The sequence below is a fragment of the Thermomonas fusca genome (genome assembly GCF_005862345.1).
Classification (GTDB): Bacteria; Pseudomonadota; Gammaproteobacteria; order Xanthomonadales; family Xanthomonadaceae; genus Thermomonas; species Thermomonas fusca.
On record NZ_SROY01000002.1, the window covers coordinates 291669 to 313326 of the forward strand.

At 68.5% G+C, this 21658-nt stretch carries 21 protein-coding genes and 2 pseudogenes; 18 read left to right on the plus strand and 5 right to left on the minus strand.

Going from position 1 to position 21658, the window contains the following annotated elements:
- Positions 1-15: 15 nt before the first annotated feature.
- The 5 genes from E5S66_RS05605 to E5S66_RS05625 all read left to right on the plus strand — a co-directional run bounded on the left by E5S66_RS05605 (position 16) and on the right by E5S66_RS05625 (position 3942).
- Positions 16-504 (plus strand): hypothetical protein, encoded by a 489-nt coding sequence (locus tag E5S66_RS05605; RefSeq protein ID WP_138348267.1) that lies wholly within the window; start codon positions 16-18, stop codon positions 502-504.
- Between the two features lie 149 nt (positions 505-653).
- Positions 654-914, plus strand: a complete 261-nt coding sequence (locus tag E5S66_RS05610) for a YfhL family 4Fe-4S dicluster ferredoxin (RefSeq protein ID WP_138348269.1) — start codon at positions 654-656, stop codon at positions 912-914.
- Positions 911-2632: a gamma-glutamyltransferase gene (gene ggt, locus E5S66_RS05615; RefSeq protein WP_138348271.1), complete on the plus strand. Its 1722-nt coding sequence runs from the start codon at positions 911-913 to the stop codon at positions 2630-2632. The genes E5S66_RS05610 and ggt overlap by 4 nt, the downstream gene beginning before the upstream one ends.
- Positions 2633-2656: 24 nt before the next feature.
- Complete coding sequence (locus tag E5S66_RS05620) at positions 2657-3547, plus strand: MBL fold metallo-hydrolase (RefSeq protein ID WP_138348273.1); 891 nt, start codon at positions 2657-2659, stop codon at positions 3545-3547.
- 8 nt (positions 3548-3555) lie between these two features.
- On the plus strand, positions 3556-3942 hold the full coding sequence (locus E5S66_RS05625) for an MAPEG family protein (RefSeq protein WP_138348275.1): 387 nt from the start codon (positions 3556-3558) through the stop codon (positions 3940-3942).
- A gap of 7 nt (positions 3943-3949) precedes the next feature.
- Here the strand turns inward: E5S66_RS05625 and upp are convergent, their stop codons facing one another.
- Together upp and E5S66_RS05635 are read right to left on the minus strand one after the other, a co-directional pair.
- Positions 3950-4582 (minus strand): uracil phosphoribosyltransferase, encoded by a 633-nt coding sequence (gene upp / locus E5S66_RS05630; protein ID WP_138348277.1) that lies wholly within the window; start codon positions 4580-4582, stop codon positions 3950-3952.
- Positions 4583-4671: 89 nt separating this feature from the next.
- Positions 4672-6165: an aminotransferase class III-fold pyridoxal phosphate-dependent enzyme gene (locus tag E5S66_RS05635; RefSeq protein WP_138348279.1), complete on the minus strand. Its 1494-nt coding sequence runs from the start codon at positions 6163-6165 to the stop codon at positions 4672-4674.
- A 140-nt stretch (positions 6166-6305) separates the two neighbouring features.
- Between E5S66_RS05635 and E5S66_RS05640 the strand changes: the two genes are divergently transcribed.
- From E5S66_RS05640 to secF, 6 genes are all read left to right on the plus strand, one after another.
- Entirely contained in the window at positions 6306-6737 is a 432-nt protein-coding gene (locus tag E5S66_RS05640; protein WP_138348281.1) for an Lrp/AsnC family transcriptional regulator, read from the plus strand.
- A gap of 11 nt (positions 6738-6748) precedes the next feature.
- A complete protein-coding gene (gene queA / locus E5S66_RS05645; protein ID WP_138348283.1) occupies positions 6749-7822 on the plus strand; it encodes a tRNA preQ1(34) S-adenosylmethionine ribosyltransferase-isomerase QueA in 1074 nt (357 codons plus the stop codon).
- A gap of 138 nt (positions 7823-7960) precedes the next feature.
- Positions 7961-9085 carry a tRNA guanosine(34) transglycosylase Tgt gene (gene tgt, locus E5S66_RS05650; protein ID WP_138348285.1) on the plus strand — a complete coding sequence of 375 codons (1125 nt, stop codon included), beginning with the start codon at positions 7961-7963 and terminating at the stop codon, positions 9083-9085.
- A gap of 106 nt (positions 9086-9191) precedes the next feature.
- Positions 9192-9533, plus strand: a complete 342-nt coding sequence (gene yajC / locus E5S66_RS05655; protein WP_028838916.1) for a preprotein translocase subunit YajC — start codon at positions 9192-9194, stop codon at positions 9531-9533.
- A 55-nt stretch (positions 9534-9588) separates the two neighbouring features.
- Positions 9589-11457: a protein translocase subunit SecD gene (secD, locus tag E5S66_RS05660; protein ID WP_138348287.1), complete on the plus strand. Its 1869-nt coding sequence runs from the start codon at positions 9589-9591 to the stop codon at positions 11455-11457.
- A 12-nt stretch (positions 11458-11469) separates the two neighbouring features.
- Entirely contained in the window at positions 11470-12432 is a 963-nt protein-coding gene (secF, locus tag E5S66_RS05665; protein WP_028838918.1) for a protein translocase subunit SecF, read from the plus strand.
- A 94-nt stretch (positions 12433-12526) separates the two neighbouring features.
- Here the strand turns inward: secF and E5S66_RS05670 are convergent, their stop codons facing one another.
- Positions 12527-13348 (minus strand): inositol monophosphatase family protein, encoded by an 822-nt coding sequence (locus E5S66_RS05670; RefSeq protein ID WP_028838919.1) that lies wholly within the window; start codon positions 13346-13348, stop codon positions 12527-12529.
- Between the two features lie 96 nt (positions 13349-13444).
- Here E5S66_RS05670 and E5S66_RS05675 point away from each other — a divergent pair, with 96 nt between their 5' ends.
- From E5S66_RS05675 to E5S66_RS13905, 4 genes and pseudogenes are all read left to right on the plus strand, one after another.
- Positions 13445-14242, plus strand: a complete 798-nt coding sequence (locus E5S66_RS05675; RefSeq protein ID WP_138348289.1) for an RNA methyltransferase — start codon at positions 13445-13447, stop codon at positions 14240-14242.
- 38 nt (positions 14243-14280) lie between these two features.
- Entirely contained in the window at positions 14281-15207 is a 927-nt protein-coding gene (locus tag E5S66_RS05680) for a phosphate/phosphite/phosphonate ABC transporter substrate-binding protein (protein ID WP_138348292.1), read from the plus strand.
- Between the two features lie 650 nt (positions 15208-15857).
- Positions 15858-16529 (plus strand): annotated as a pseudogene (locus E5S66_RS13900) (diguanylate cyclase domain-containing protein); the annotation flags it as partial.
- 69 nt (positions 16530-16598) lie between these two features.
- Positions 16599-17342, plus strand: a pseudogene (locus E5S66_RS13905) (putative bifunctional diguanylate cyclase/phosphodiesterase); the annotation flags it as partial.
- A 42-nt stretch (positions 17343-17384) separates the two neighbouring features.
- On the opposite strand, the gene E5S66_RS05690 reads toward E5S66_RS13905, so the two are convergent.
- Entirely contained in the window at positions 17385-18704 is a 1320-nt protein-coding gene (locus E5S66_RS05690) for a hemolysin family protein (protein ID WP_425472170.1), read from the minus strand.
- A 304-nt stretch (positions 18705-19008) separates the two neighbouring features.
- On the opposite strand from E5S66_RS05690, the gene E5S66_RS05695 reads away from it, so the two are divergent.
- Together E5S66_RS05695 and E5S66_RS05700 are read left to right on the plus strand one after the other, a co-directional pair.
- Positions 19009-19635: a DUF47 domain-containing protein gene (locus tag E5S66_RS05695; RefSeq protein WP_138348294.1), complete on the plus strand. Its 627-nt coding sequence runs from the start codon at positions 19009-19011 to the stop codon at positions 19633-19635.
- 13 nt (positions 19636-19648) lie between these two features.
- Positions 19649-20770 carry an inorganic phosphate transporter gene (locus E5S66_RS05700; RefSeq protein ID WP_028838925.1) on the plus strand — a complete coding sequence of 374 codons (1122 nt, stop codon included), beginning with the start codon at positions 19649-19651 and terminating at the stop codon, positions 20768-20770.
- 84 nt (positions 20771-20854) lie between these two features.
- Here the strand turns inward: E5S66_RS05700 and E5S66_RS05705 are convergent, their stop codons facing one another.
- A complete protein-coding gene (locus E5S66_RS05705; RefSeq protein WP_138348296.1) occupies positions 20855-21265 on the minus strand; it encodes a hypothetical protein in 411 nt (136 codons plus the stop codon).
- A gap of 47 nt (positions 21266-21312) precedes the next feature.
- On the opposite strand from E5S66_RS05705, the gene E5S66_RS05710 reads away from it, so the two are divergent.
- The gene (locus tag E5S66_RS05710; protein WP_425472171.1) at positions 21313-21651 is read left to right on the plus strand and encodes an MGMT family protein; all 339 of its coding nucleotides are present in this window, start codon (positions 21313-21315) and stop codon (positions 21649-21651) included.
- Positions 21652-21658: the final 7 nt, after the last annotated feature.

The window sequence follows — 21658 nt, forward strand, 5'->3', positions numbered from 1 at the left end:
CCCCGGGGAAAGTCCATGAACATGTTGTCCCGCCTGCTCGTCGTCGCCTGCCTCGCACTGCCGTTCACCGCCTGCAAGAAGGAAGAAGCCCCCAAGACCGAGGCCGTTGCCGCCGTCCCGCTGCCGACCAGCGGCGAGCAGAAGGACTGGGTGCCCTACCTGCAGTACAAGCTGATCCCGCACATGGGCGGCATCACCAACAGCCCGTTCGTGTACTTCCTGCCCAAGAACGACACCGAGGATTTCGGCGGCAAGTACGAGCGCCAGCTGGAGAAGCTGGAAACGGACCTGGGCCGCGGCATCACCGAAGGCAACATGCTGGTGTTCGCATCGCCGGTGCCGGAGAAGGAAGTCGAGATGATCGAGACCGCGTTCAAGCAGGTCGCGCCGGGCACCATGAACGGCGTCAAGGTGGTCTTCATCGGCACCCCGATCCTGGGCGAGCGGGTCAAGGCGGCGGTCGAGCCGGCCGGCGTCAACTACATCTTCGAAGAAGCAAAATGAGTTAGCGGCGCTCGCGCCCCGCACCGGCGTGCCCCCGTGGCCCGTCGCGGGGCGCGGTCCGCGCGGGCCATGCCCGCGATGCGCCATGCGGGACGCGCGCCGGGCCTGGCCACGGTCCGGCGTCGGCGGCCCAGAATCACGGGAAGGAAATGGCGCTCAAGATCAACGAGCTCTGCGTCAACTGCGACGTCTGCGAACCGGTCTGCCCGAACAAGGCGATCTCGATGGGGCCGGAGATCTACGTGATCGATCCCGGCCTGTGCACCGAGTGCGTTGGCCATTTCGACGAGCCGCAGTGCGTGGCGGTCTGTCCGGTGGAATGCATCGATCCCGATCCGGAACATCCGGAATCGGAGGAACAATTGCTGGCCAAGCTGTTCCGGCTGCGTGCCCAAGGAGTCACCGAATGAAGCGTATCGCGTCGCTGCTGTTCGCCCTGCTGCTGCCACTGGCGGCAACCGCTGCTCCCGTCGATCCGGCCGCGCATCCGCCCGGCGCCGCGATCGCGTCCGCACACACGCTGGCCACCGACGCCGGCATCGAGGTGATCGGCAGGGGTGGCAACGCCTTCGACGCCGCGGTAGCGGTATCGGCGGCATTGTCTGTGGTCGAGCCGATCAGCTCCGGGCTGGGCGGCGGCGGCCTGTGGTTGCTGCATGACGCCCGGAGCGGGCGCGACGTGTTCGTGGACGCGCGCGAAACCTCGCCGGCTTCGGCCACGCCCGAGCGCTTCCTCGACAAGGACGGCAATCTCGATCCCGACCGCGCCCAGAACGGGCCGTGGGCGGCCGGCATCCCCGGTCTGCCGGCGATGCTGGTGCACGTGGCGGAAAAATACGGCCGCCTGCCGCTGTCGCAGTCGCTGGCCCCGGCCATCCGGATCGCCCGCGACGGCTTCCCCGTGTACGCGCGGATGGCGCGCGGCTACGCGGCCAAGCGCAAGGTGATGGATCGCTACCCCGGCACCCGCGCGGTGTTCTCGCCGAATGGCAAGCCGATCGCCGAAGGCGACCTGCTGCGCCAGCCCGACCTGGCCGCCACCCTGCAGCGGTTGGCCGCGCAGGGCTTCGATGGCTTCTACCGCGGCACCACCGCCAGCAAGCTGGTGGCCGGCGTCAACGCGCAGGGCGGGCAGTGGCGGCTGGACGAGCTGGCTGGCTACCGGGTGAAAGAGCGTGAGCCGATCCGCTTCCGCTACCACGACTGGGACATCGTCACCGCGCCGCCGGTGTCCTCGGGCGGCATCGCGCTGGCGCAGATGCTGCAGATCCTCGAGCCCTACGACCTCAAGGCGATGCCGGAGGCCGAACGCGTGCACCTGGTGGTGGAATCGATGCGCCGCGCCTTCCGCGACCGCACGTTCTACCTCGGCGATCCCGACTTCGTGCAGGTGCCGCAACGGCTGCTGACCAGCGCCGACTACGCCGCCGGGCTGCGCGCCACCATCAATCCCGCCAAGGCCACCCCCAGCAACCTGCTGTCGGGCCAGCCCACGCCGCTGGAAGACGAGGAAACCACCCATTTCTCGATCATCGACGCCGAGGGCAACCGGGTTGCCGCCACCCAGACGGTGAACCTGCTGTTCGGCTCCGGGCTGGTGCCGCCGGGCACCGGCGTGCTGCTCAACAACGAGATGGACGACTTCGCGCTCAAGCCCGGCACCCCCAACGCATTCGGGGTGATGGGCTATGAAGCCAACGCGCCCAAGCCCGGCAAGCGCATGCTCAGCTCGATGACCCCGACCTTCATGGAATCGAAGGACAAGGTGGTGGTACTGGGCACGCCGGGCGGCAGCCGCATCATCACCATGGTCCTGCTGGGCATCCTCGGCTACGACGCCGGACTGGATGCGCAGCAGGTGGCCGCGCTGCCGCGCTACCACCACCAGTGGTTGCCGGACGTGATCGGTGCCGAACCGGGCGCGATCTCGGCGCAGGCCGCGGACGCGCTGCGGGCGATGGGCCACACGCTTGACCTGCCGCCGGCGGAAGCCGAAGGCGGGCGCGGTTCCAGCCATGTCTGGGGCAACCTGCAGACGGTGGAGTGGGTGCGCGACGGCAACCTCCTGCGCGGCGGCAGCGACCCGCGCTACCCGGAAGGCAAGGCAGCCGTGCTGCCGCAGCCGTAACGCAGCGAGGGGTACGTTCCCGCCATGAAACTCTGGTCGATCCTGGGCAATTCGCAGAAGCTCGACGGTGGCGCGATGTTCGGCAACGCGCCGCGCGCGCTGTGGGAACGCTGGATGGCGGTGGATGCGCACAACCGCATCGACCTTGCCTGCCGCGCGTTGCTGGCCAGTCCGCTCAACGGCAAGACCGTGCTGTTCGAAACCGGCATCGGCGCATTCTTCGCGCCGGCGCTGCGCGAGCGTTACGGCGTGGTGGAAGACCGCCACGTGCTGCTGGATTCGCTGGCCAGCGCCGGCTTCAGCCACGAGGACATCGACGTGGTGGTGCTCTCGCACCTGCACTTCGACCACGTCGGCGGCCTGCTGGCGCCGTGGGCGGAAGGCCGCGCGCCGGAGCTGCTGTTCCCCAACGCCACCTTCGTGGTCGGCGCGCAGCACTGGCAACGCGCGCTGCATCCGCACCCGCGCGACCGCGCCAGCTTCATCCCCGAGCTGCCGGCGCTGCTGCAGGCCAGCGGCCGGCTGGAGCTGGTGGACGGCGATTATTCGCAGGCGCTGGGCGAGGCCGTGCGCTTCCACCACAGCGACGGCCACACGCCGGGGCTGATGCTGGCGGAGATCGTCGGCGCCGAAACGGTGGAGGGGCAGCCGCACGGCGGCGTGGTCTTCTGCGCCGACCTGATCCCCGGCCGGCCGTGGGTGCACGTGCCGATCACCATGGGCTACGACCGCAACGCAGAGCTGCTGATCGACGAGAAGCGCGAATTCCTCGAAGACAAGCTGGCCCGCGGCGTGCACCTGTTCTTCACCCATGATCCCGGCTGCGCGCTGGCGCAGGTGGTGCGCGATGAAAAGGGGAAGTTCGGCACCGCGCACGAGCATCCCGAACTGCACGCCCGCACCCTGACCGCCTGAGCACCGCGATGCCGAAGATCACCCTGCTGTTCGCCGCCCTGCACGTGCTGCTGATGCTGGCCCTGCTGGTGCCGATCTCACGGCATCGTCACGCCCACAAGATCGGCTTGGGCGATGGCGGCGACAAGCTGCTGGCGCGCCGGATCCGGGTGCACGGCAACTTCGTCGAGCACGCGCCGTTCGCGCTGCTGGTGCTGGCGCTGCTGGAACTGTGCGGGCTGCCGGCCGTGGCGACCTGGGGCTTCGGCGGCGCGCTGCTGCTGGGGCGGGTGCTGCACGCGCTGGGGTTGTCGCGCGGCGGCGGCTATTCGTTCGGCCGCTTCTGGGGCACCGCGCTGACCTGGCTGGTGTTCCTGCTGATGGCGCTGGCCGGGCTCTGGCTGGCGCTGCGCTGAGCCGCGCTCAGTCCACCGGCGTCCCGAACAGGCGGTCGCCGGCATCGCCCAGGCCGGGGCGGATGTAGGCGTTCTCGTCCAGCCGCTCGTCGATGGCGGCAACGAACACTTCGATGTCGGGATGTTCGGCTTCCAGCACCGCCAGTCCTTCCGGGGCGGCGACCAGGAAGATGCACTTGATCCGCGGGCAGCCCGCCTGCTTGAGCATGCTGACGGCCGCCGCGGCGCTGCCGCCGGTGGCCAGCATCGGGTCGATCAGCAGCGCGGTGCGCTGGTCCATGCGGTCGGCCAGGCGCTGGTAATAGCCCTCGGGGCGATGCGTGGCCTCGTTGCGACGCAGCCCGATCACGCTGACCGGGGCCGCCGGCAGAAGCGCCTGCACGCCGGGCAGGAAACCGAGGCCGGCGCGCAGGATCGGCACCAGGGTCAGGTCTTCGCCGCGCACGTGCTCGACCTGCAGCGGGCCGGCCCAGGTCTGCACGGTCATCGGTTCGGTGGGCAGGTCGCGGGTGGCTTCGAATGCCAGCAAGCCTGCGATCTCGCCGGCCAGCTGGCGGAAGTGCACCGGGTCGGTGGCGATGTCGCGCAGCTTGCCTAGCTTGTGGCGAACCAGCGGATGGTCGACGGTGATGGTCTTCATGGCGCAAGCCTAGCCGGACAGCGCACGCAAAAACAAACGGGGCGGCCAATGGCCGCCCCGCTGCATTGCATCGTCGCAAATGCGCCGGTTCAGGCCGCCGCGGCCTGGGACACCCGCGGGCCTTCCAGCAGCGCGCGCTTGACCACGTTGACCACCAGTTCCAGTTCTTCCCTGGTGACCGCGAACTGCGGGGTGAAGCGCAGCGAGTTCTCGCCGCCGTGGATCACGCCGATGCCGTGCTCGCGCATCCATTCCTCGGTGGAACCGGCGCCGTAGCCCTTGAACTGCTTGGTCAGTTCGCAGGAGAACAGCAGGCCGGTGCCCTGCACCTTGGTGATCGGGCCGCCCAGTTCGGCCTGCAGCGCTTCCAGCAGGGCCACGGCGTCGCGGCCGCGCTGCTGGATGTTGGCGCGCAGTTCCGGCGTCAGCGAGGCCAGCACGGTGCAGGCCACGTCCAGCGCGCGCGGGTTGGCGGTCATGGTGTTGCCGTACAGGCCGCGCTTGTAGATGTCGGCCGCGGCCTCGCTGACCGCCAGCACCGACAGCGGGTACTGGCCGGCGTTGAGCGCCTTGGAATAGGTTTCCATGTCCGGCGCCTCGACCTGCGCGAAGCCGGGGTAGTCCACGATCGACAGGTAGCCGGTGGCACGCAGGCCGGCCTGGATCGAGTCGACCAGCAGCAGGCTGCCGTGGGCGCGGGTCAGCTCGCGGGCCAGGTTGTAGAAGTCCACCGGCACGCTGCGGCCGGGGTCGCCTTCGCCCATGACGGGCTCGAGGAACATCGCCTCGATGAACCAGCCGTTGGCATCGGCCTCGGCGAAGACCTTGCGCAGCGCGTCCTTGTCGTACGGCGCCACGGTCAGCACCGTGTCCTCGCCGCGGAAGCTGGCCAGGTGCTGCAGGTAGGTCTTGCGGCTGGAGTCGGAGTACAGCGCCGGGCGCTCGGTGCGGCCGTGGAAGGCGCCTTTCACCACCAGCCGCTTGATCGCCCTGCCGGCGTGGCGGGCACCGGCGTCGGTCTGGGTCTTGGCGTTGGCATCGACGATGCGCGAGGCCAGCGACACCGACTCGGAGCCGGAGTTCAGGCACATGAAAGCGGTGTAGGGGCAGCCGCCACGGGTCTGGCCAATCTCCCTGCGCATGGCGCGGGTGAAGCGCAGCTGGGAGACGTTGGGGGTCATGATGTTGGCCATCGCCTGCGGCTTGGCCATCGCATCCAGCACCGCCTGCGGCGCGTGGCCCAGGCCCAGCATGCCGTAGCCGCCGGTGTCGTACAGCACGGCGCCCTTCAGAGTGACGATCCAGGGGCCACGCGCGGCCAGCGCCACGTAGGGGTTGGTGGCATCGGCGGCGTAGAAGTTGATGAAATCGGCCTGCACCTGCGCGGCCTGGGCGTTTTCGTCCAGCCCCAGCAGCTCCGGGAACTCCTCGCCGATCCGCGCGTATTCGGCGGCCGCGGCGGCGATGGCTTCGCCCAGCTGCGGGTCGCGCGCGGCGAAATCGAGGATGACGGCGTCGTCCAGGCCGACGGTGCGGACCTTGCCGTGGGCGCGCAGCGGGGCGAGGGTGTCGATCAGGCTCATATAGGGTCTCCCGTCCAGGGCCGGGCCGCGGGACCGCGGCTGGCGAAACCCACATTATGGCGGGATTGGCGTCATTCGGTAGGGTGAATTCGCCTTGTCCGCCGAGCAAAATGGGCGGAACGCCGTTATCATTCGGCGATATGCGAATTTCCCCTGCCGACGAACAGCTGCTGTCCCTGCTCCGAGAGGACGCCCGCGCCGCCACCGCCGACATCGCCCGCCGGTTGGGGCTGTCGCGCACCACCGTGCAGAACCGCATCGCGCGGCTGGAACAGCAGGGCGTGATCCGCGGCTATACCGTGCGGGTGGACGACGAACTGGAGCGCAGCCGCATCCGCGCGCACATCCTCATCACCCTGCGGCCCAAGCAGATGACCGCGGTGGTAAAGGCGCTGCAGGCAATGCACGAGGTGCGGGTTCTGTATTCGATCAGCGGCGACAACGACCTGATCGCGCTGGCGGTCACCGCCACGGTCGGCGAGATGGACGTGCTGACCGACCGCATCGGCGTCATCGACGGGGTGGAGCGCACCAATACCTCGATCGTCCTTTCAACCAAGTTCGAACGCTGACGCGACATACAATGCGCGGCTCCCTCGCCGCACCCGCGCCTTTGAAGACCTCCGATTTCCACTACCACCTGCCGCAGGAGCTGATCGCCCAGGCGCCGCTGCCCGAGCGTTCGGCCAGCCGCCTGCTGCACGTGCCGCCGGGCGATGCCCCCTTCGCCGACCTGCACGTGCGCGACCTGCCGTCGCTGCTGCTGCCGGGCGACCTGCTGGTGTTCAACGACACCCGGGTGATCCCGGCGCGGCTGTTCGGTGCCAAGGCCACCGGCGGGCGGGTGGAGATCCTGATCGAGCGTCTGTTGCCGGATAACGAGGCGCGGGTGCAGTTGGGCGTGAGCAAGCCGCCGCAGGTCGGCAGCCGGGTCGCGCTGGATGCGGGCGGCGAGGCGGAGGTGCTGGCGCGCCTCGATGACGGTTTCTGGCAGCTGCGCTTCCATGTCGATGACCCACTGGAGGCATGGCTGCAGCACGCCGGCCAGCTGCCGCTGCCGCCCTACATCGAACGCCGCCCGGATGCGGCCGACGCCGAGCGCTACCAGACCGTGTTCGCGCGCGAAACCGGCGCCGTGGCCGCGCCCACTGCCGGCCTGCATTTCGACGAGACGTTGCTGGACGCGCTGCGCGCGCGCGGGGTCGAGTTCGGCCACGTCACCCTGCACGTCGGCGCCGGCACCTTCCAGCCGGTGCGGGTGGACGACGTGCACAACCACCGCATGCACAGCGAATGGATCAACGTCGGTGCGGAACTCGTCGCCAAGGTGCGGCGGGCGCGCGCCGCCGGCGGACGGGTGATTGCCGTGGGCACCACGGTGGTGCGCGCGTTGGAGAGCGCGATGGTCGATGGCGAACTTTTGCCGTTCGCTGGCGATACCAGCATCTTCATCTTCCCCGGCTACAGGATCCGCAGCATCGATGGGCTGATGACCAATTTCCACCTGCCCGAATCGACCCTGCTGATGCTGGTGTCGGCATTCGCCGGCAAGCAGCGGATGTTCGCGGCCTACGAACACGCGGTGCGCCAGCGCTACCGCTTCTTCAGCTACGGCGATGCGATGTTGCTGTGGCCGGAGGCGACCGATGCGCGCTGAATCCTCCACGCGGCGGTGCCGGCCATGGGGTGCTCCGAAGAGCGCGCCATGGATGGCGCGCGACGGCGCGTGGAACAGGAGGTTCCCCCGCGCCGACAAGGAGTACCCCATGGCCGGTACCGACGCAGGCGATATCCCATGAGCCGCATGTTCTTCGAGCTTCTTAAAACCGATGGCGCCGCCCGCCGCGGCCGCATCACCTTCCCGCGCGGCGTCATCGAGACGCCGGCATTCATGCCGGTGGGCACCTACGGTTCGGTCAAGGGCGTGCTGCCGCAGCAGGTGCGCGACCTCGGCGCGCAGATCATCCTCGGCAACACCTTCCACCTGTTCCTGCGGCCCGGTCTCGAAGTGATCGAAGCGCACGGCGGCCTGCATGGCTTCGCCCGCTGGGACGGGCCGATCCTGACCGACTCCGGCGGCTTCCAGGTGTTCTCGCTGGCGCACCGCCGCAAGATCACCGAGGCCGGCGTGACCTTCGCCGCGCCCATCGACGGCCGCAAGGTCTTCCTCGGCCCGGAAGAGTCCATGCACATCCAGAAGGTGCTGGGCAGCGACATCGTGATGATCTTCGACGAGTGTCCGCCGGTGAACGGCAAGGACGGCGAGCCGGTGCACCGGCGGGTGGTCGAGAAGTCGATGGAGCTGTCGCTGCGCTGGGCCGAACGCTCGAAGAAGGCGCACGAAGGCAACGATGCGGCGCTGTTCGGCATCGTCCAGGGCGGCGTGCACCACGACCTGCGCACGCTGTCGGCGCAAGGCCTGCAGCAGATCGGCTTCGACGGCTACGCCGTGGGTGGGCTGGCGGTGGGCGAGAGCGAGGACGAGCGCAACGCCATGCTCGACCACACCTGTCCGCAACTGCCGGGCGACCGCCCGCGCTACCTGATGGGGGTGGGGCGGCCGGAGGACCTGGTGGAGGCGGTGGCGCGCGGCATCGACATGTTCGACTGCGTGATGCCGACCCGCAACGCCCGCAACGGCCATTTCTTCACCTCCACCGGCGTGGTGCGCGTGCGCAACAGCCAGTACGAGCACGACCTGCGGCCGATCGAAGAGGGTTGCGACTGCGTGGCCTGCGCCGGCGGCTTCAGCCGCAGCTACCTGCGCCACCTCGACCGCTGCAACGAAATGCTGGCGCCGATGCTGGGCACGCTGCACAACCTGCGCTACTACCAGCGACTGATGGCCCAGATGCGGGATGCCATCGCGGCGGGAACTTTCACGGAGTTCCGCGAGTCTTTCTACGCCATGCGCGGCTGATGGCTCCCCCGACCCCCTGTGGCAGGGGAGGGGTCGGGCCCGGGCGTGGCATAATCCCCGGCTGGCCTCGGCCAGACCTTTTGTTTTCGCTGACCACGGATTCCCGATGAACCCGCTCGATTTCCTGATTCCCGTTGCCAATGCTCAGGCCGCCGCTCCCGCCGCCGCCCCCAGCATGATGTCCACCCTGCTGTTCCCGGTCATCCTGATCGCGATCATGTATTTCCTGATGATCCGCCCGCAGATGAAGCGCCAGAAGGAGCACAAGGCGATGCTGGACAAGCTGTCCAAGGGCGACGAAGTCATCACCAGCGGCGGCATTGCCGGCACCGTGGTGGCGATGAGCGATGCCTTCATCACCGTCGAAGTGGCCAGCGGCGTGCAGCTGCGCGTGCAGAAGGGCGCCATCGCCAGCGTTCTGCCCAAGGGCACGTTGAAGTCCGCCTGATCCATTCCCAGCCGCAAGAGGCGTGCGCCCCCGGGGGCGTGCGCGGGGTGCCGCGATGCTTGAATATTCCCGCCTGAAATACCTGTTGATCCTGCTGACGCTGGCGCTCAGCGTGTTGTACGCGGTGCCGAACGCGTTCCCGCAGGATCCCGCCGTGCAGATCACCGCCAACCGCGGCGCGAAGATCGATGAAGCGCTGAAGCAGCGCGTCGATGGCCTGCTGAAGCAGGCGTCGATCGCGGTTGTCGGCAGCGAGATCGACAAGGACGGCAACCTGCTGGTGCGCACCGCCAGCGATGACGTGCAGACCCGGGTGGCCGATATCGTCCGCGGCGAACTGGGCAGCAGCTACGTGGTGGCGCTGAACCAGGCATCCACCGTGCCTGCGTGGATGCAGGCGCTGGGCGCCAAGCCGATGTTCCTGGGCCTGGACCTGCGCGGCGGCGTCTATTTCCTGATGCAGGTGGACCGGCAGGCGGCGCTGACCAAGCGCTTCGAAGCCACCGCCGAGGACATCCGCAGCCTGCTGCGCGACAACCGCATCCGCTACATCTCGGTCGAACCCACCGCCGGCGGCACCGTGGTCGCCAAGCTTGGCGCAGGCCAGGACATGGCGAAAGCACGCGGCCTGATCGGCCGCGACATGCCGACCTACCAGATCGAGGCCGAAGGCGAGACGCTGAGCGTGCGCATCCCCGAGGCCGAGCTGGACAAGATCCTGACCGACGCGGTGCAGCAGAACATCGGCACCCTCAGCAACCGCATCAACGAACTGGGCGTGGCCGAACCGATCATCCAGCGCCAGGGCGCCGACCGCGTGGCGGTGCAGCTGCCCGGCGTGCAGGACACCGCGCAGGCCAAGCGCATCCTCGGTGCCACCGCGACCCTGGAATACCGCGGCGTGGTCGAGGGCAATGCGGTCGAGGCGCGCGACACCGGCAACGTGCCGCCGGAAGCGCGCGTTTACGCCCGCAAGGAAATCGGCCCGGATGGCAAGCCGCTGCCGGTGCTGCTCAACAAGCGCGTGATCACCTCGGGCGAGCAGCTGCAGAGCGCCTCGTCGTTCTTCGATTCGCAAAGCGGCACGCCGGCCGTGCGGGTGCGCCTGAACGCGGTCGGCGGCCAGCGGATGTTCGACTACTCCAGCGCCCACGTCGGCAAGCCGATGGCGGTGGTGTACATCGAGCGCATCCCCGAGGTGAAGATCATCGACGGCAAGGAGGTGCATACCACCCGCACCAGCGAGCAGGTCATCTCGGTCGCCACCATCCAGGGCACGCTGGGCAAGGAGTTCCAGACCACCGGCCTGGAAAGCATGAAGGAAGCCTCCGACCTGGCGCTGCTGCTGCGCGCAGGTGCGCTGGCGGCGCCGATGGACTTCGTCGACGAGCGCACCATCGGCCCCAGCCTGGGCCGGGAAAACATCGAACGCGGCCTGCTGGCAGTGGGCTCCTCGTTCGTGTTCGCGTTGGTGTTCTTCCTGTTCTACTACCGGGTGTTCGGTCTGGTCACCTGCCTTGCGCTGCTGATCAACCTGATGATGGTGTTCGCGCTGATGTCGGTGATCGGTGCCACCATGAGTCTGCCGGGCCTTGCTGGCATCGCGCTGACGGTGGGCATGTCGGTGGACGCCAACGTGCTGATCAACGAGCGCATCCGCGAGGAATTGCGATTGGGATTGCCGCCACAGAAGGCGATCGCCGAAGGCTACGACCGCGCGTCCGGCACCATCCTCGATGCCAACGTCACCGCCTTCCTCGCCGGCCTTGCCATGTTCGCGTTCGGCAGCGGCCCGCTGAGGGGCTTCGGCATGACCACCATGCTCGGCATCATCACTTCCGCCTACACCGCGGTGTCGGTCTCGCGCGGCATCGCCACCCTGATCTACGGCGGCAAGCGCAAGCTGAAGTCGGTCGCGATCTAAAGGAGCACGTAAATGAAACCGTTCAATGTGTTCCCCTACGACAGCAGCATCGATTTCATGCGGATGCGATGGGTGTCGGTATCGATCGCCGTCCTGCTGATGGTCGTCTCGATAGGCGCCATGGTCACGCGCGGCTTCAATTTCGCGCTGGATTTCACCGGTGGCATCGGCGTGGAGCTGCGCTACGACAAGGCCCCTGACGTCGACACGGTGCGCAAGCAGCTGGACGCGGCTGGCTTCGGCGGCGCGCAGGTGCAGAACTTCGGCAGCGGCAACGACCTGCTGGTGCGCCTGCAGGCCGAGGGCACCCAGGAAGGCGGCGCCGACCGCGCCAGCAGCATCGGCGACGCGGTGGCCAAGGCGGCCTCGCTGGCCGGCAACCCCGCCAGCAAGCGCAGCAGCTCGGTGATCAGCGCCCAGGTCGGCAAGGATCTGGCCCTGAACGGCATGTACGCGGTGCTGTTCGTGATCATCGGCTTCCTGGCCTACATCTCGATGCGGTTCGAGAAGAAGTTCGCGATCGCCGCCACCATCGGCACCATGCATGACGTCATCGTCTGCGCCGGCTGGTTCGCGATCAGCGGGCACGAATTCGATCTCAACGTGCTGGCCGGCATCCTGTCGGTGATGGGCTTCTCGATCAACGACACCATCGTGGTGTTCGACCGCGTGCGCGAGAATTTCCGCAGCATGCGCGCAGACCCGGTGGAGATCCTGAACAAGTCGGTCAACCAGACGCTCTCGCGTACCGTGATCGTGTCGTTCGTGGCCTTCCTGACCTCGCTGGCGCTGTACATCTACGGCGGCGACTCGCTGCGCGGCATGGCCGAATCGCAGATGATCGGCATCGTGATCGGCACGCTGTCGTCGATCTTCATCTCCGGCGCGCTGCTGACCATGGGCCCGCTGCGGGTGAGCAAGCAGGACCTGATGCCGAAGGCCAAGGACCACGCCGAGCTGGCGCGTCGTCCTTAAGTGCTTGCCTTTGCCCCGCCTTGTGCGGGGCGAAGTACAAAAGAAGAGGCCGCGCAGCGATGCGCGGCCTTTTCGTTGGCGACGGGCGGCGGGATCAGCCGAACGCGGCGGCGTAGCCGGACTGCACGATCACCTTCTGCAGCTCGATGCTGAGCTTCTGGTTGCCGGCCAACAGCTGGCGGCTGTGGATGCCGCGCGCGTCCATCGGGCCGGTTGCTGCGCCCTTGAAATCGCTGACCCGGCCGCCGGCTTCGCGCACCAGCAGCACGCCGGCCGCGATGTCCCACGGCTTCACGCCGGCCTCGAAGTAACCGTCGCTGCGGCCGCAGGCCACGTAGGCAAGGTCGAGCGCGGCCGAACCGGTGCGGCGGATATCCTCGGCGCTGCGCAGCAGCTCCCGCACGCATTCCAGCTGGGCCGGCGCGCTCGCGCGCTCGCGCGGGGCGAAGCCGGTGCCCAGCATCGCGCCGTTCAGGTCCTTGCGCTCGGAGACGCGGATGCGGCGGTCGTTGAGCACCGCGCCGCTGCCGCGGCTGGCGGTGAACAGCTCGTTGCGCAGCGGGTCGAAAATCACCCCGTGCTGCACTTCGCCCTGCTCGACCATGGCGATCGACACGCACCAGTGCGGGAAGCCGTGCAGGTAATTGCTGGTGCCGTCGAGCGGGTCGATCACGAACAGCGTGCCGCCCTTGCGGCCCTGCGCGCCACCTTCTTCGCCGAGGAAGCCGGCGTCCGGGAAGGCGCGGCGCAGTTCCTTGACCACCGCCTGCTCGGCCTGCTCGTCCACTTCGCTGGCGTAGTCCAGGCGGTCCTTCTCGATCACGTTGATCGCGTCGAGCCGGTTCATGTTGCGCAGGAGCACGCCACCGGCCGCTCGGGCTGCCTTGACCATGACGTTGACGACGGGTTTTTGCATGGCGAAAGCGCCTCGATCGAGTGAGGTGGAGGGGGCGACGACGGAAAAGAGCGAATCCCGGCGCAGCGGCCGGGTTGCAAAGTTTACCATTCGCACATGAATGCATCATCGAACACCGCACTCGCCGACCAGCTGCGCATCGTCCTCGTCGGCACCCAGCACCCCGGCAACATCGGATCCGCGGCGCGGGCGATGAAAACCATGGGGCTGTCCAAGCTGGTGCTGGTGGCGCCGGAAAAGGCGCCGGACCGCGATACCCAGGCCATGGCCGCCGGTGCGGACGACCTGGTGGAGGCCGCGCCGGTGTTCGCCACCCTGGCCGAGGCGGTGGCCGACTGCCGCTGGGTACTCGGCGCCACCGCGCGCAGCCGGCGCATCCAGCTGGAGCCGCTGCACCCGCGCGATGCCGGCGCGCGGGCGGTGCTGGCGGCGGCCAGCGGGCCGGTGGCGCTGGTGTTCGGGCGCGAACGCACCGGCCTGGACAATGACGAGCTGCAGCTCTGCCACGCGGCGGTGCACATCCCGTCCGACCCGGCATTCAGTTCGCTCAACCTTGCCGCGGCGGTGCAGGTACTCAGCTACGAGCTGCGCTGCGCGCTGATGGGGGAGGCCGGCAGCGCCGCCCCGGAGGCCGTGCGCACGCCGCCGCCCGGCGAAGGTGTCGCCTCGCATGCCGAGCTGGAAGGCCTGTTCGGGCAGCTGGCCGAGACGCTGGACCAGATCGATTTCCACAAGGGGCGCGCGCCGGAGTCGGCGATGCGCAAGTTGCGACGCCTGTACCTGCGCGCCAACCTCGACAGCGCCGAGATCCGCCTGCTGCGCGGCGTGCTGGCCGATGCCCAACGGATGGCGCGTTTGGCCGGAGAGGGTTCAAGCGACGGCAAAATCGGTTAGCCTCGTCGCCGGGAAGAAATGGGGAATTGTCCGCATCCATGCGCCGCCTGATGCCAGCGCTGCTGTGCCTGTTGTTGGCGTGGGCGCCGTTTGCCCGCGCGCAGGGCACGCCCTCCGCGGATGACGCCAGCGTGCTGGTGCTGGGCAGGGTCAGCGACGATCCCAAGGCGCACTACGACCAGCTCAAGCCGCTGCTCGACTACGTGATTCCGCGGATGGCCTCGGTCGGCATCCGCAGCGGCCGCATCCTGATGGCCAAGGACCTGCAGCAGATGACCAGTTACCTGCGGCGTGGCCGGGTCGACTGGATCAACGAGACCGCTGGCAATGCCGCGCTGCTGGAATACCGCGGCGTGGCCCGTTCGCTACTGATCAGCGAGCGCGAGGGCGCCACCCGTTACCACAGCCTGTTCTTCGTCCGTCGCGACAGCCCGGTGCAGTCGCTGCAGGATCTTGCCGGGCGCAGCGTGGCGTTCCAGAGCCCGCTGTCGACCAGCGCCTACTTCCTGCCGGCGGCGCAGCTGCTGGAGAACGGCCAGTCGCTTGAGCTGCTGCTGTCGCCGATGGACAAGCCGGCGTCGGACCGGGTGGGCTACGTGTTCGCCCGCACCGAACTGAACATCACCACCTGGGTGCACAAGCGGATGGTCGACGCCGGGGTGCTCAGCAACCTGGACTGGATCAATCCCGCCCGCATGCCGCCGACCTTTTCCCAGGATTTCCGGGTCATCGCGCGCACCCCGGACGTGCCGCGCGCGCTGATACTGACGCGTCGCGGCATGGATCCCAGAGTGGAGGCCCGGTTGCGCGAGGTGCTGATGGATGCGGCCAACGACCCCGAGGCCGTCGAGGCGCTGCGGCGGTTCATGGACACGGTGCGGTTCGTGCCGATCGACGATGACGAACGCCGCGCGCTGGAGCAGCTGGCAACCGGCGTGCAGCGCGTGCGCGCGGAGGTCGAGTGAAGCGAACCGGGTTGAACCTGCAGTTGCGCTTCCAGGTCGGGATCCTGGTGGTACTCGGCATCGTCGTGCTGATGATGGTGATGCTGTGGAACCGCCAGCAGAGCAGCCAGCGCGAAGTCGTGGGCATCGCCCGCCAGAGCACCCACTCGCTGCTGTCCGAGCAGATGCGGGCCGGTGGCGAAGCGCAGGTGCGGCAGCTCGCCGACGCGCTGGCCAACCCGCTGTACTACTTCGATCTCGACGCGATCGGAATCCTCACCCGCAGCGCGCTGCGAGTGCCTGACGTGGATTACGTGCTGGTCTACGACCCCAAGGGCCGCATCCTGCACGACGGCTCGGGCGACATCGCCGCCTTCGGCCAGCCGATGAACGACGGCTTTGCCGCCGAGATCGTCGCCGCCAAGGGGCCGCACACCCGCCAGACCGACGAACTGCTGGATGTGTCCTACCCGATCACGATCGGCGACGAACGCCTCGGCGGCGTGCGCATCGGCTATTCGATGGCGACCGCGGCGCGCGCCGAGGAACGCGCGCTGGACGGGCTGCGCGCCGGCTTCGACGACGTCAATCAGCGCAGCCTGAACTGGCTGCTGCTGCTGTGCTGCGCGTTCGGCACGCTGGCGCTGATCGGCGCATGGGTGCTGCAGCGGATGCTGGTCAAGCCGATCCGCATGCTCGGCGATGCGGCCCGCCAGTTCGAGGCCGGCGACTTCGAATCCCCGGTGCCGGAGAGCCGCCGCAAGGACGAACTGGGCGACCTGATTCGCACCTTCGGCCGCATGCGCGAAAGCGTGGTTCGACACGACCGCGATATCCGCCGGGTCGCCTACAGCGATGCCCTGACCGGGCTGTCGAACCGGCTCGCGTTCCGCGAATCGCTGGAGCAGCGCCTGCGCGAGCAGCAGGGCACCGGCTGCCAGCTGGCGCTGCTGTTCGCCGACATCGACGACTTCAAGCGCGTCAACGACACACTCGGCCACGAGGCTGGCGACGAGGTGCTGCTGCAGGTGGCCGCGCGCATCGAGCGCGCGGTGCTGGCGGTGCAGGATGCGGATGCCCTGGTGGCGCGGTTCGGCGGCGACGAATTCGTGATCCTGCTGCAGCCCGGCGGCCCGGAACCCGATGGCGACGTGCGCGGCAAGGCGATCCGGCTGGCCGAGGCGCTGGTGCTGTCGCTCAGCGAGCCGATGCTGCTGAACGGGCGGCAGGTGCTGCTGGGGACATCGGTGGGCGTGGCGATCTTCCCGGACGATGCCGGCAGCGCTTCGCTGCTGATGAAGAACGGCGACATCGCGATGTACCAGGCGAAGATGGCGGGCAAGAACTGCTACCGCTTCTACAGCCGCACCATGGATCAGGCGATCGAGCGGCGCGTGCGCATGGAGCACGACCTGCGCGGCGCATGGGAGCGCGGCGAGCTGACCCTGGTCTACCAGCCGATCTACCGCACCCGCGACCGCGTGCTGGTCGGCGCGGAGTCGCTGCTGCGCTGGAACCACCCGGAAGACGGGGCGATCGCGCCGTCGGTGTTCATCGACGTGGCCGAACAGAGCGGCCTGATCGAGGCGATCGGCCTGCTGGCCCTGCGCAATGCCTGCCACGAAGCGGCCAGCTGGCCGGTGCCGGCCGGCGCCGGCGAGGCGCCATTCGTGTCGGTCAACGTGTCGGCCCGCCAGCTGCGCAGCGGCGACCTGCTCCAGCAGGTGGCGGACGCGCTGCAGCAGAGCGGCCTGCCGCCGGAGCGGCTGCACCTGGAGCTGACCGAAACCGCGGTCATCAGCGACGAGGCCAATGCCGCCGCGCTGCTGGCGCGCCTTCGCGGGCTGGGCGTCAAGGTGTGGCTGGACGACTTCGGCACCGGCTATTCCAGCCTCAGCCACCTGCGGCGGGTGCAGGTGGATGGGCTGAAGATCGATCGCAGCTTCATCACCGACCTGCTGCGCGACCCGGATGACCTGGCCCTGACCAGCGCGATCGTGGCGATGGCGCATTCGATGGGCGTCACCGTGGTGGCCGAAGGCGTGGAGCGGGCGGGGCAGTTCGAACTGCTGCGCGAGCGCGACTGCGACCTGGTGCAGGGCTACTGGCTGGGCCACCCGATGGGCGGGCCGGAATTCGTCGCCCAGTTGGGCTGACAGCAGCGGCGCGCGGCATTGCGCGCTCGCGCGGCCCGTGCCTCAGCCGTCGCCTTCGATGCGGGGCTGCTGGGGGTCGCGCTGCAGCAGCAGTTTGTCGATGCGTGGCCCGTCCAGGTCCACCACCTCGACCCGCCACGGGCCGATCCGGAAGTGCTCGCCCACGTGCGGGATACGGCCGAAGCGCGCGATCACCAGGCCGGCGGCGGTACGGTATTCCAGTTCGTCGGCGTCGGCCAGGCGCTCGCCGGTCAGCTCGCGCAGCTCGTCCACGTGCAGGCCGCCGTCCACCAGCAGCGAACCGTCGTCGCGGGTGACCACCAGCGCTTCCTCGTCATCGTCGCCCGCGCCTGCGGTTTTCAGCCGGCCGATCACCGCGTCGACGATGTCGCTGACCGTCACCATGCCCTGGATATCGCCGTATTCGTCGACCACCAGCGCCAGCGACTGCTGTTCCTCGCGCAGGATCTCCAGCAGCTTCATCGAGTGGGTGGATTCGGACACGAACAGCGCCGGGCGCAGGTCGCGGAACAGCTCTGGCTGCGGCCTGCCCAGTTCGTCCAGCAGGGTTTTCACTTCCAGCACGCCGGCCACGTCGCTGTCGTCGCCGCGGTAGACCGGGTAGCGCGAGTATTCGTGTTCCTGCATCGTCGTCAGGTTTTCCGCCAGCGGCGCGGAGGCGTCCAGCCAGGCGATGCGGGTGCGCGGGGTCATCAGGCTGTCGGCGGTGCGGTCGCCCAGGCGCATCACCCGGTTGAGCATGTTGCGCTCGTCGAGGTCGAACACGCCCTGTTCGTGGCCTTCGCTCACCAGTAGCTGGATTTCCTCTTCGGTGATCTGCGAGCCGTCGCGGCCGTCGACGCGCAGCAGCCGCAGCAGCGCGCGCACGGTGGCGCTGAGCAGCCACACCACCGGGCTTGCCAGCCGCGACAGCCAGTGCATCGGCAGCGCCACCGCGGCGGCCAGCCGTTCCGGCGCCAGCAGCGCCAGCCGCTTCGGCAACAGTTCGCCCAGCACGATGCTGAGGTAAGTGATCAGGCCGACTGCCAGTACCGTGCCGAGCGGGCGGGCATATTCGCCCAGGGTCGGCGCGTCCCTGGCCAGCCATTCGCCGATCAGCGCGCCCAGCGCCTCGCCGCCGAGCATGCCGGTGAGGATGGTGATCAGGGTCAGGCCCACCTGCACGGTGGACAGGAACTGTTCCGGGTGTTCGGCCAGTTCCAGTGCTTTGTGGGCGCCCCGGCTGGTGGTGGCCTGCTGCTTCAGCCGCCCCTTGCGCGAGGTGACGACGGCCATCTCCGACAGCGCGAAGAAGCCGTTCAGCAGGATCAGGGCGAGGACGATCAGCAGCAGTTCCAGCACGGGGCGTTACCGGGCGCAGGCGGGGGAATGGAGCGGGGAAGCCGGGCGGGGCACGGCGCGTCGGCCGCGGCAGGATGCGCGGCTAGGGCAGGGGCATGACGGCGGCGGAGGATGATCGTCCATGGGCTGCGCCGGAGCGCGGGGGCATCATAACAGGCCGCGGTGGCGGCTCCGTCCTCTGCCCGTGCGGGAACCCGGGCGCGGGGGGTCAGTGCCAAGCTGTTACGCGGGCGTCATAATTGCGCATTATCTTTGCAACCGTTTTTTCATCTTCACCTCAACTCCAGACCCGGGGCCACCACCCATGTTCTCCCTGCAAACCATTTTCGGCTCCGGCGCGCAGTTCTACTCGCTGCTGGACGACGCGGCCACCGCCGCCCACGACAGCGCCAAGGCGCTGCACGCGATGATGAGGGAGGGTGACCGCCAACCCGCGCTGGACGCCTTCAAGCTGGCGCGCCTGCGCGAGCGCACCGCCGCCGAGAAGATCAGCCAGGCGCTGGTGGACAGTTACATCACTCCGATCGAGCGCGAGGACATCGAGGCGCTGGGTTCGGCGCTGCACAAGATCCCCAAGCAGATCGAGAAGTTCGCCGACCGCTATGCGCTGGCCACCGAGCATCTGGCCCACATCGACTTCGCCCCGCGCGCGGCGATGCTGGAGCAGGCCGCCGAGGTGGTGGTGCAGATGGTGGACGAGCTGGAGCGGATGAACCTCGACCGCATGACCAAGCTCAACGAGAAGCTGCGTTCGATCGAGAACGAGGCCGACCGGCTGATGCTGGAGCTGTACCGGGAGATCTATTCCGGCAAGCTCGACAGCCTGCAGATGTTCCTGCTCAAGGAGTTCTTCGAGATCCTGGAAAAGGCCATCGACCGCTGCCGCGAGGCCGGCGTGGTGACCTACCAGATCGTCCTCAAGAACAGCTGACGGGACCGACGTCATGCTGACGCTTGTGCTTGTGGTGATTTTCGCCGCGCTGGTGTTCGAATTCATCAATGGCTTCCACGACACCGCCAACTCCATCGCCACGGTGGTGGCCACCAAGGTGCTGTCGCCGGCGCAGGCGGTGATGCTGGCGGCGGCAACGAACCTGATCGGTGCGCTGATGGGCACCGCGGTGGCCAAGACCATCGCCTCCGGCCTGATCGACACCGAAGTCGTGCAGGTGACCTCGCAGGTGATCCTGTGCGCCCTGCTGGGCGGGATCGTCTGGAACCTGATCACCTGGTGGAAAGGCCTGCCGTCGTCGTCCTCGCACGCGTTGATCGGCGGCCTGATCGGCGCGGCGCTGGCGGCGTCGCACAACGACTTCAACGCGCTGATCTGGTCGAAGACCCTTGGCGACTGGACCCAGAACAAGGGCATCCTGTGGAAGGTCGTGGTGCCGATGATCAGTTCGCCGCTGGCCGGGTTCCTGCTGGGCATGCTGGTGATGGTGGCGCTGTGGGCGCTGATCGCCGGCCTGTCGCGGGCCGGCGGATGGCTGGGGCGGCTGGCACGGCCGAACTTCGTCAACAAGTTCTTCGGCAAGGCGCAGATCCTGTCGGCGGCCTACATGGGTTATGCGCACGGCCACAACGACGCGCAGAAGACCATGGGCATCATCGCCCTGACCCTGTTCGGCGCCGAGGCCAGCGGCGCGCTGGACGACCTGCCGGGCTGGCTGGGCTTCCTGCATCCGGGCAATGCCGGCGAGCAGGACATCGCCACCTGGATCGTGCTGGCCTGCGCGCTGGTGATGGCGGCCGGCACCGCGTCGGGCGGCTGGCGCATCATCAAGACCCTGGGCCACAAGATGGTCAAGCTGCACCCGATCAACGGCTTCGCCGCGGAAACCAGTTCGGCCACCATCCTCACCGTGGCGGCGCACTTCGGCATGCCGGTGTCCACTACCCACAGCATCTCCACCGCGATCATGGGCGTGGGCTTCGCCAAGAACCCGCGTGCGCTGAAGTTCGGCGTGATCGAGCGGATCGTGTGGGCGTGGATCCTGACCATCCCGGCCGCGGGCGGCATCGCCTACGGGCTGCTGCGCCTGCTGGAGGCGCTGGGCTGGGCCTGAGCCTGCACTGCGACCGCCGGATAGCGGCAAAACGGAAAACGCCGGCCAGTGCCGGCGTTTTTTCGTTGCCGCAGGGGGCGATGCCTACAGCAGGTCGCCGCCGGCCGACATGCGGCGCTCCATCTCATCGCCGGTACCACCGATTTCCAGCACCAGACGGTCGATCTCCGCCGCGTTGAGGCAGTCGTACGGGCGGTTCTCGCACAGCTGCAGGTAGGGCACGCCGTCCAGTTCGCCCACCGCCAGATAGCCGACCCGGCTCTGCCAGTTGAATGCCAGCGCGCGGCGGGCGTCCATGCCGGTGGTCGGCGCGATCGCAGTGCTGACCCGCAGGTAGTTGCGGTCGTCGTCGTCCTGCAGCTCGGCCAGGAAGATCGCCTGGTGGCGCTTGCCCTGCGCCAGCGACAGCTCCACGCAGGCCACGAACGGGTCCAGCAAGGTCAGCCGGTAACCGGAGGACACCAGGTGGCTGCGGATCTGCTCGAAGTTGTTCATGGCGGGCGGCGATCGGCGAGGGGTGTCGGGCTATGCTAACCCGGAACATGAAATCGACGCCGACCACGCCCGAGCAACGCATCCTGGCCGCGATCCGCGCGGTGCCGCGCGGGCAGGTGGCCGGTTACGGCGCCATCGCGCGGCGCGCCGGCCTGCCCGGACGGGCGCGGCTGGTCGCGCGCATCCTCGGCCAGAACGAGGATCCGGGGCTGCCATGGCACCGCATCCTGCGTTCCGACGGGCGTATCGCGTTCCCGCCGGAATCGGCGGAGTTCGCCGAACAATGCCGGCGTTTGCGTGCCGATGGCGTCGAGCCCCGCAACGGTCGGGTTCGCATGCCGGAGGATGAAGGGACGCTGGATGCGGCCCTGTGGGCGCCGCGCTGAGCGGCTA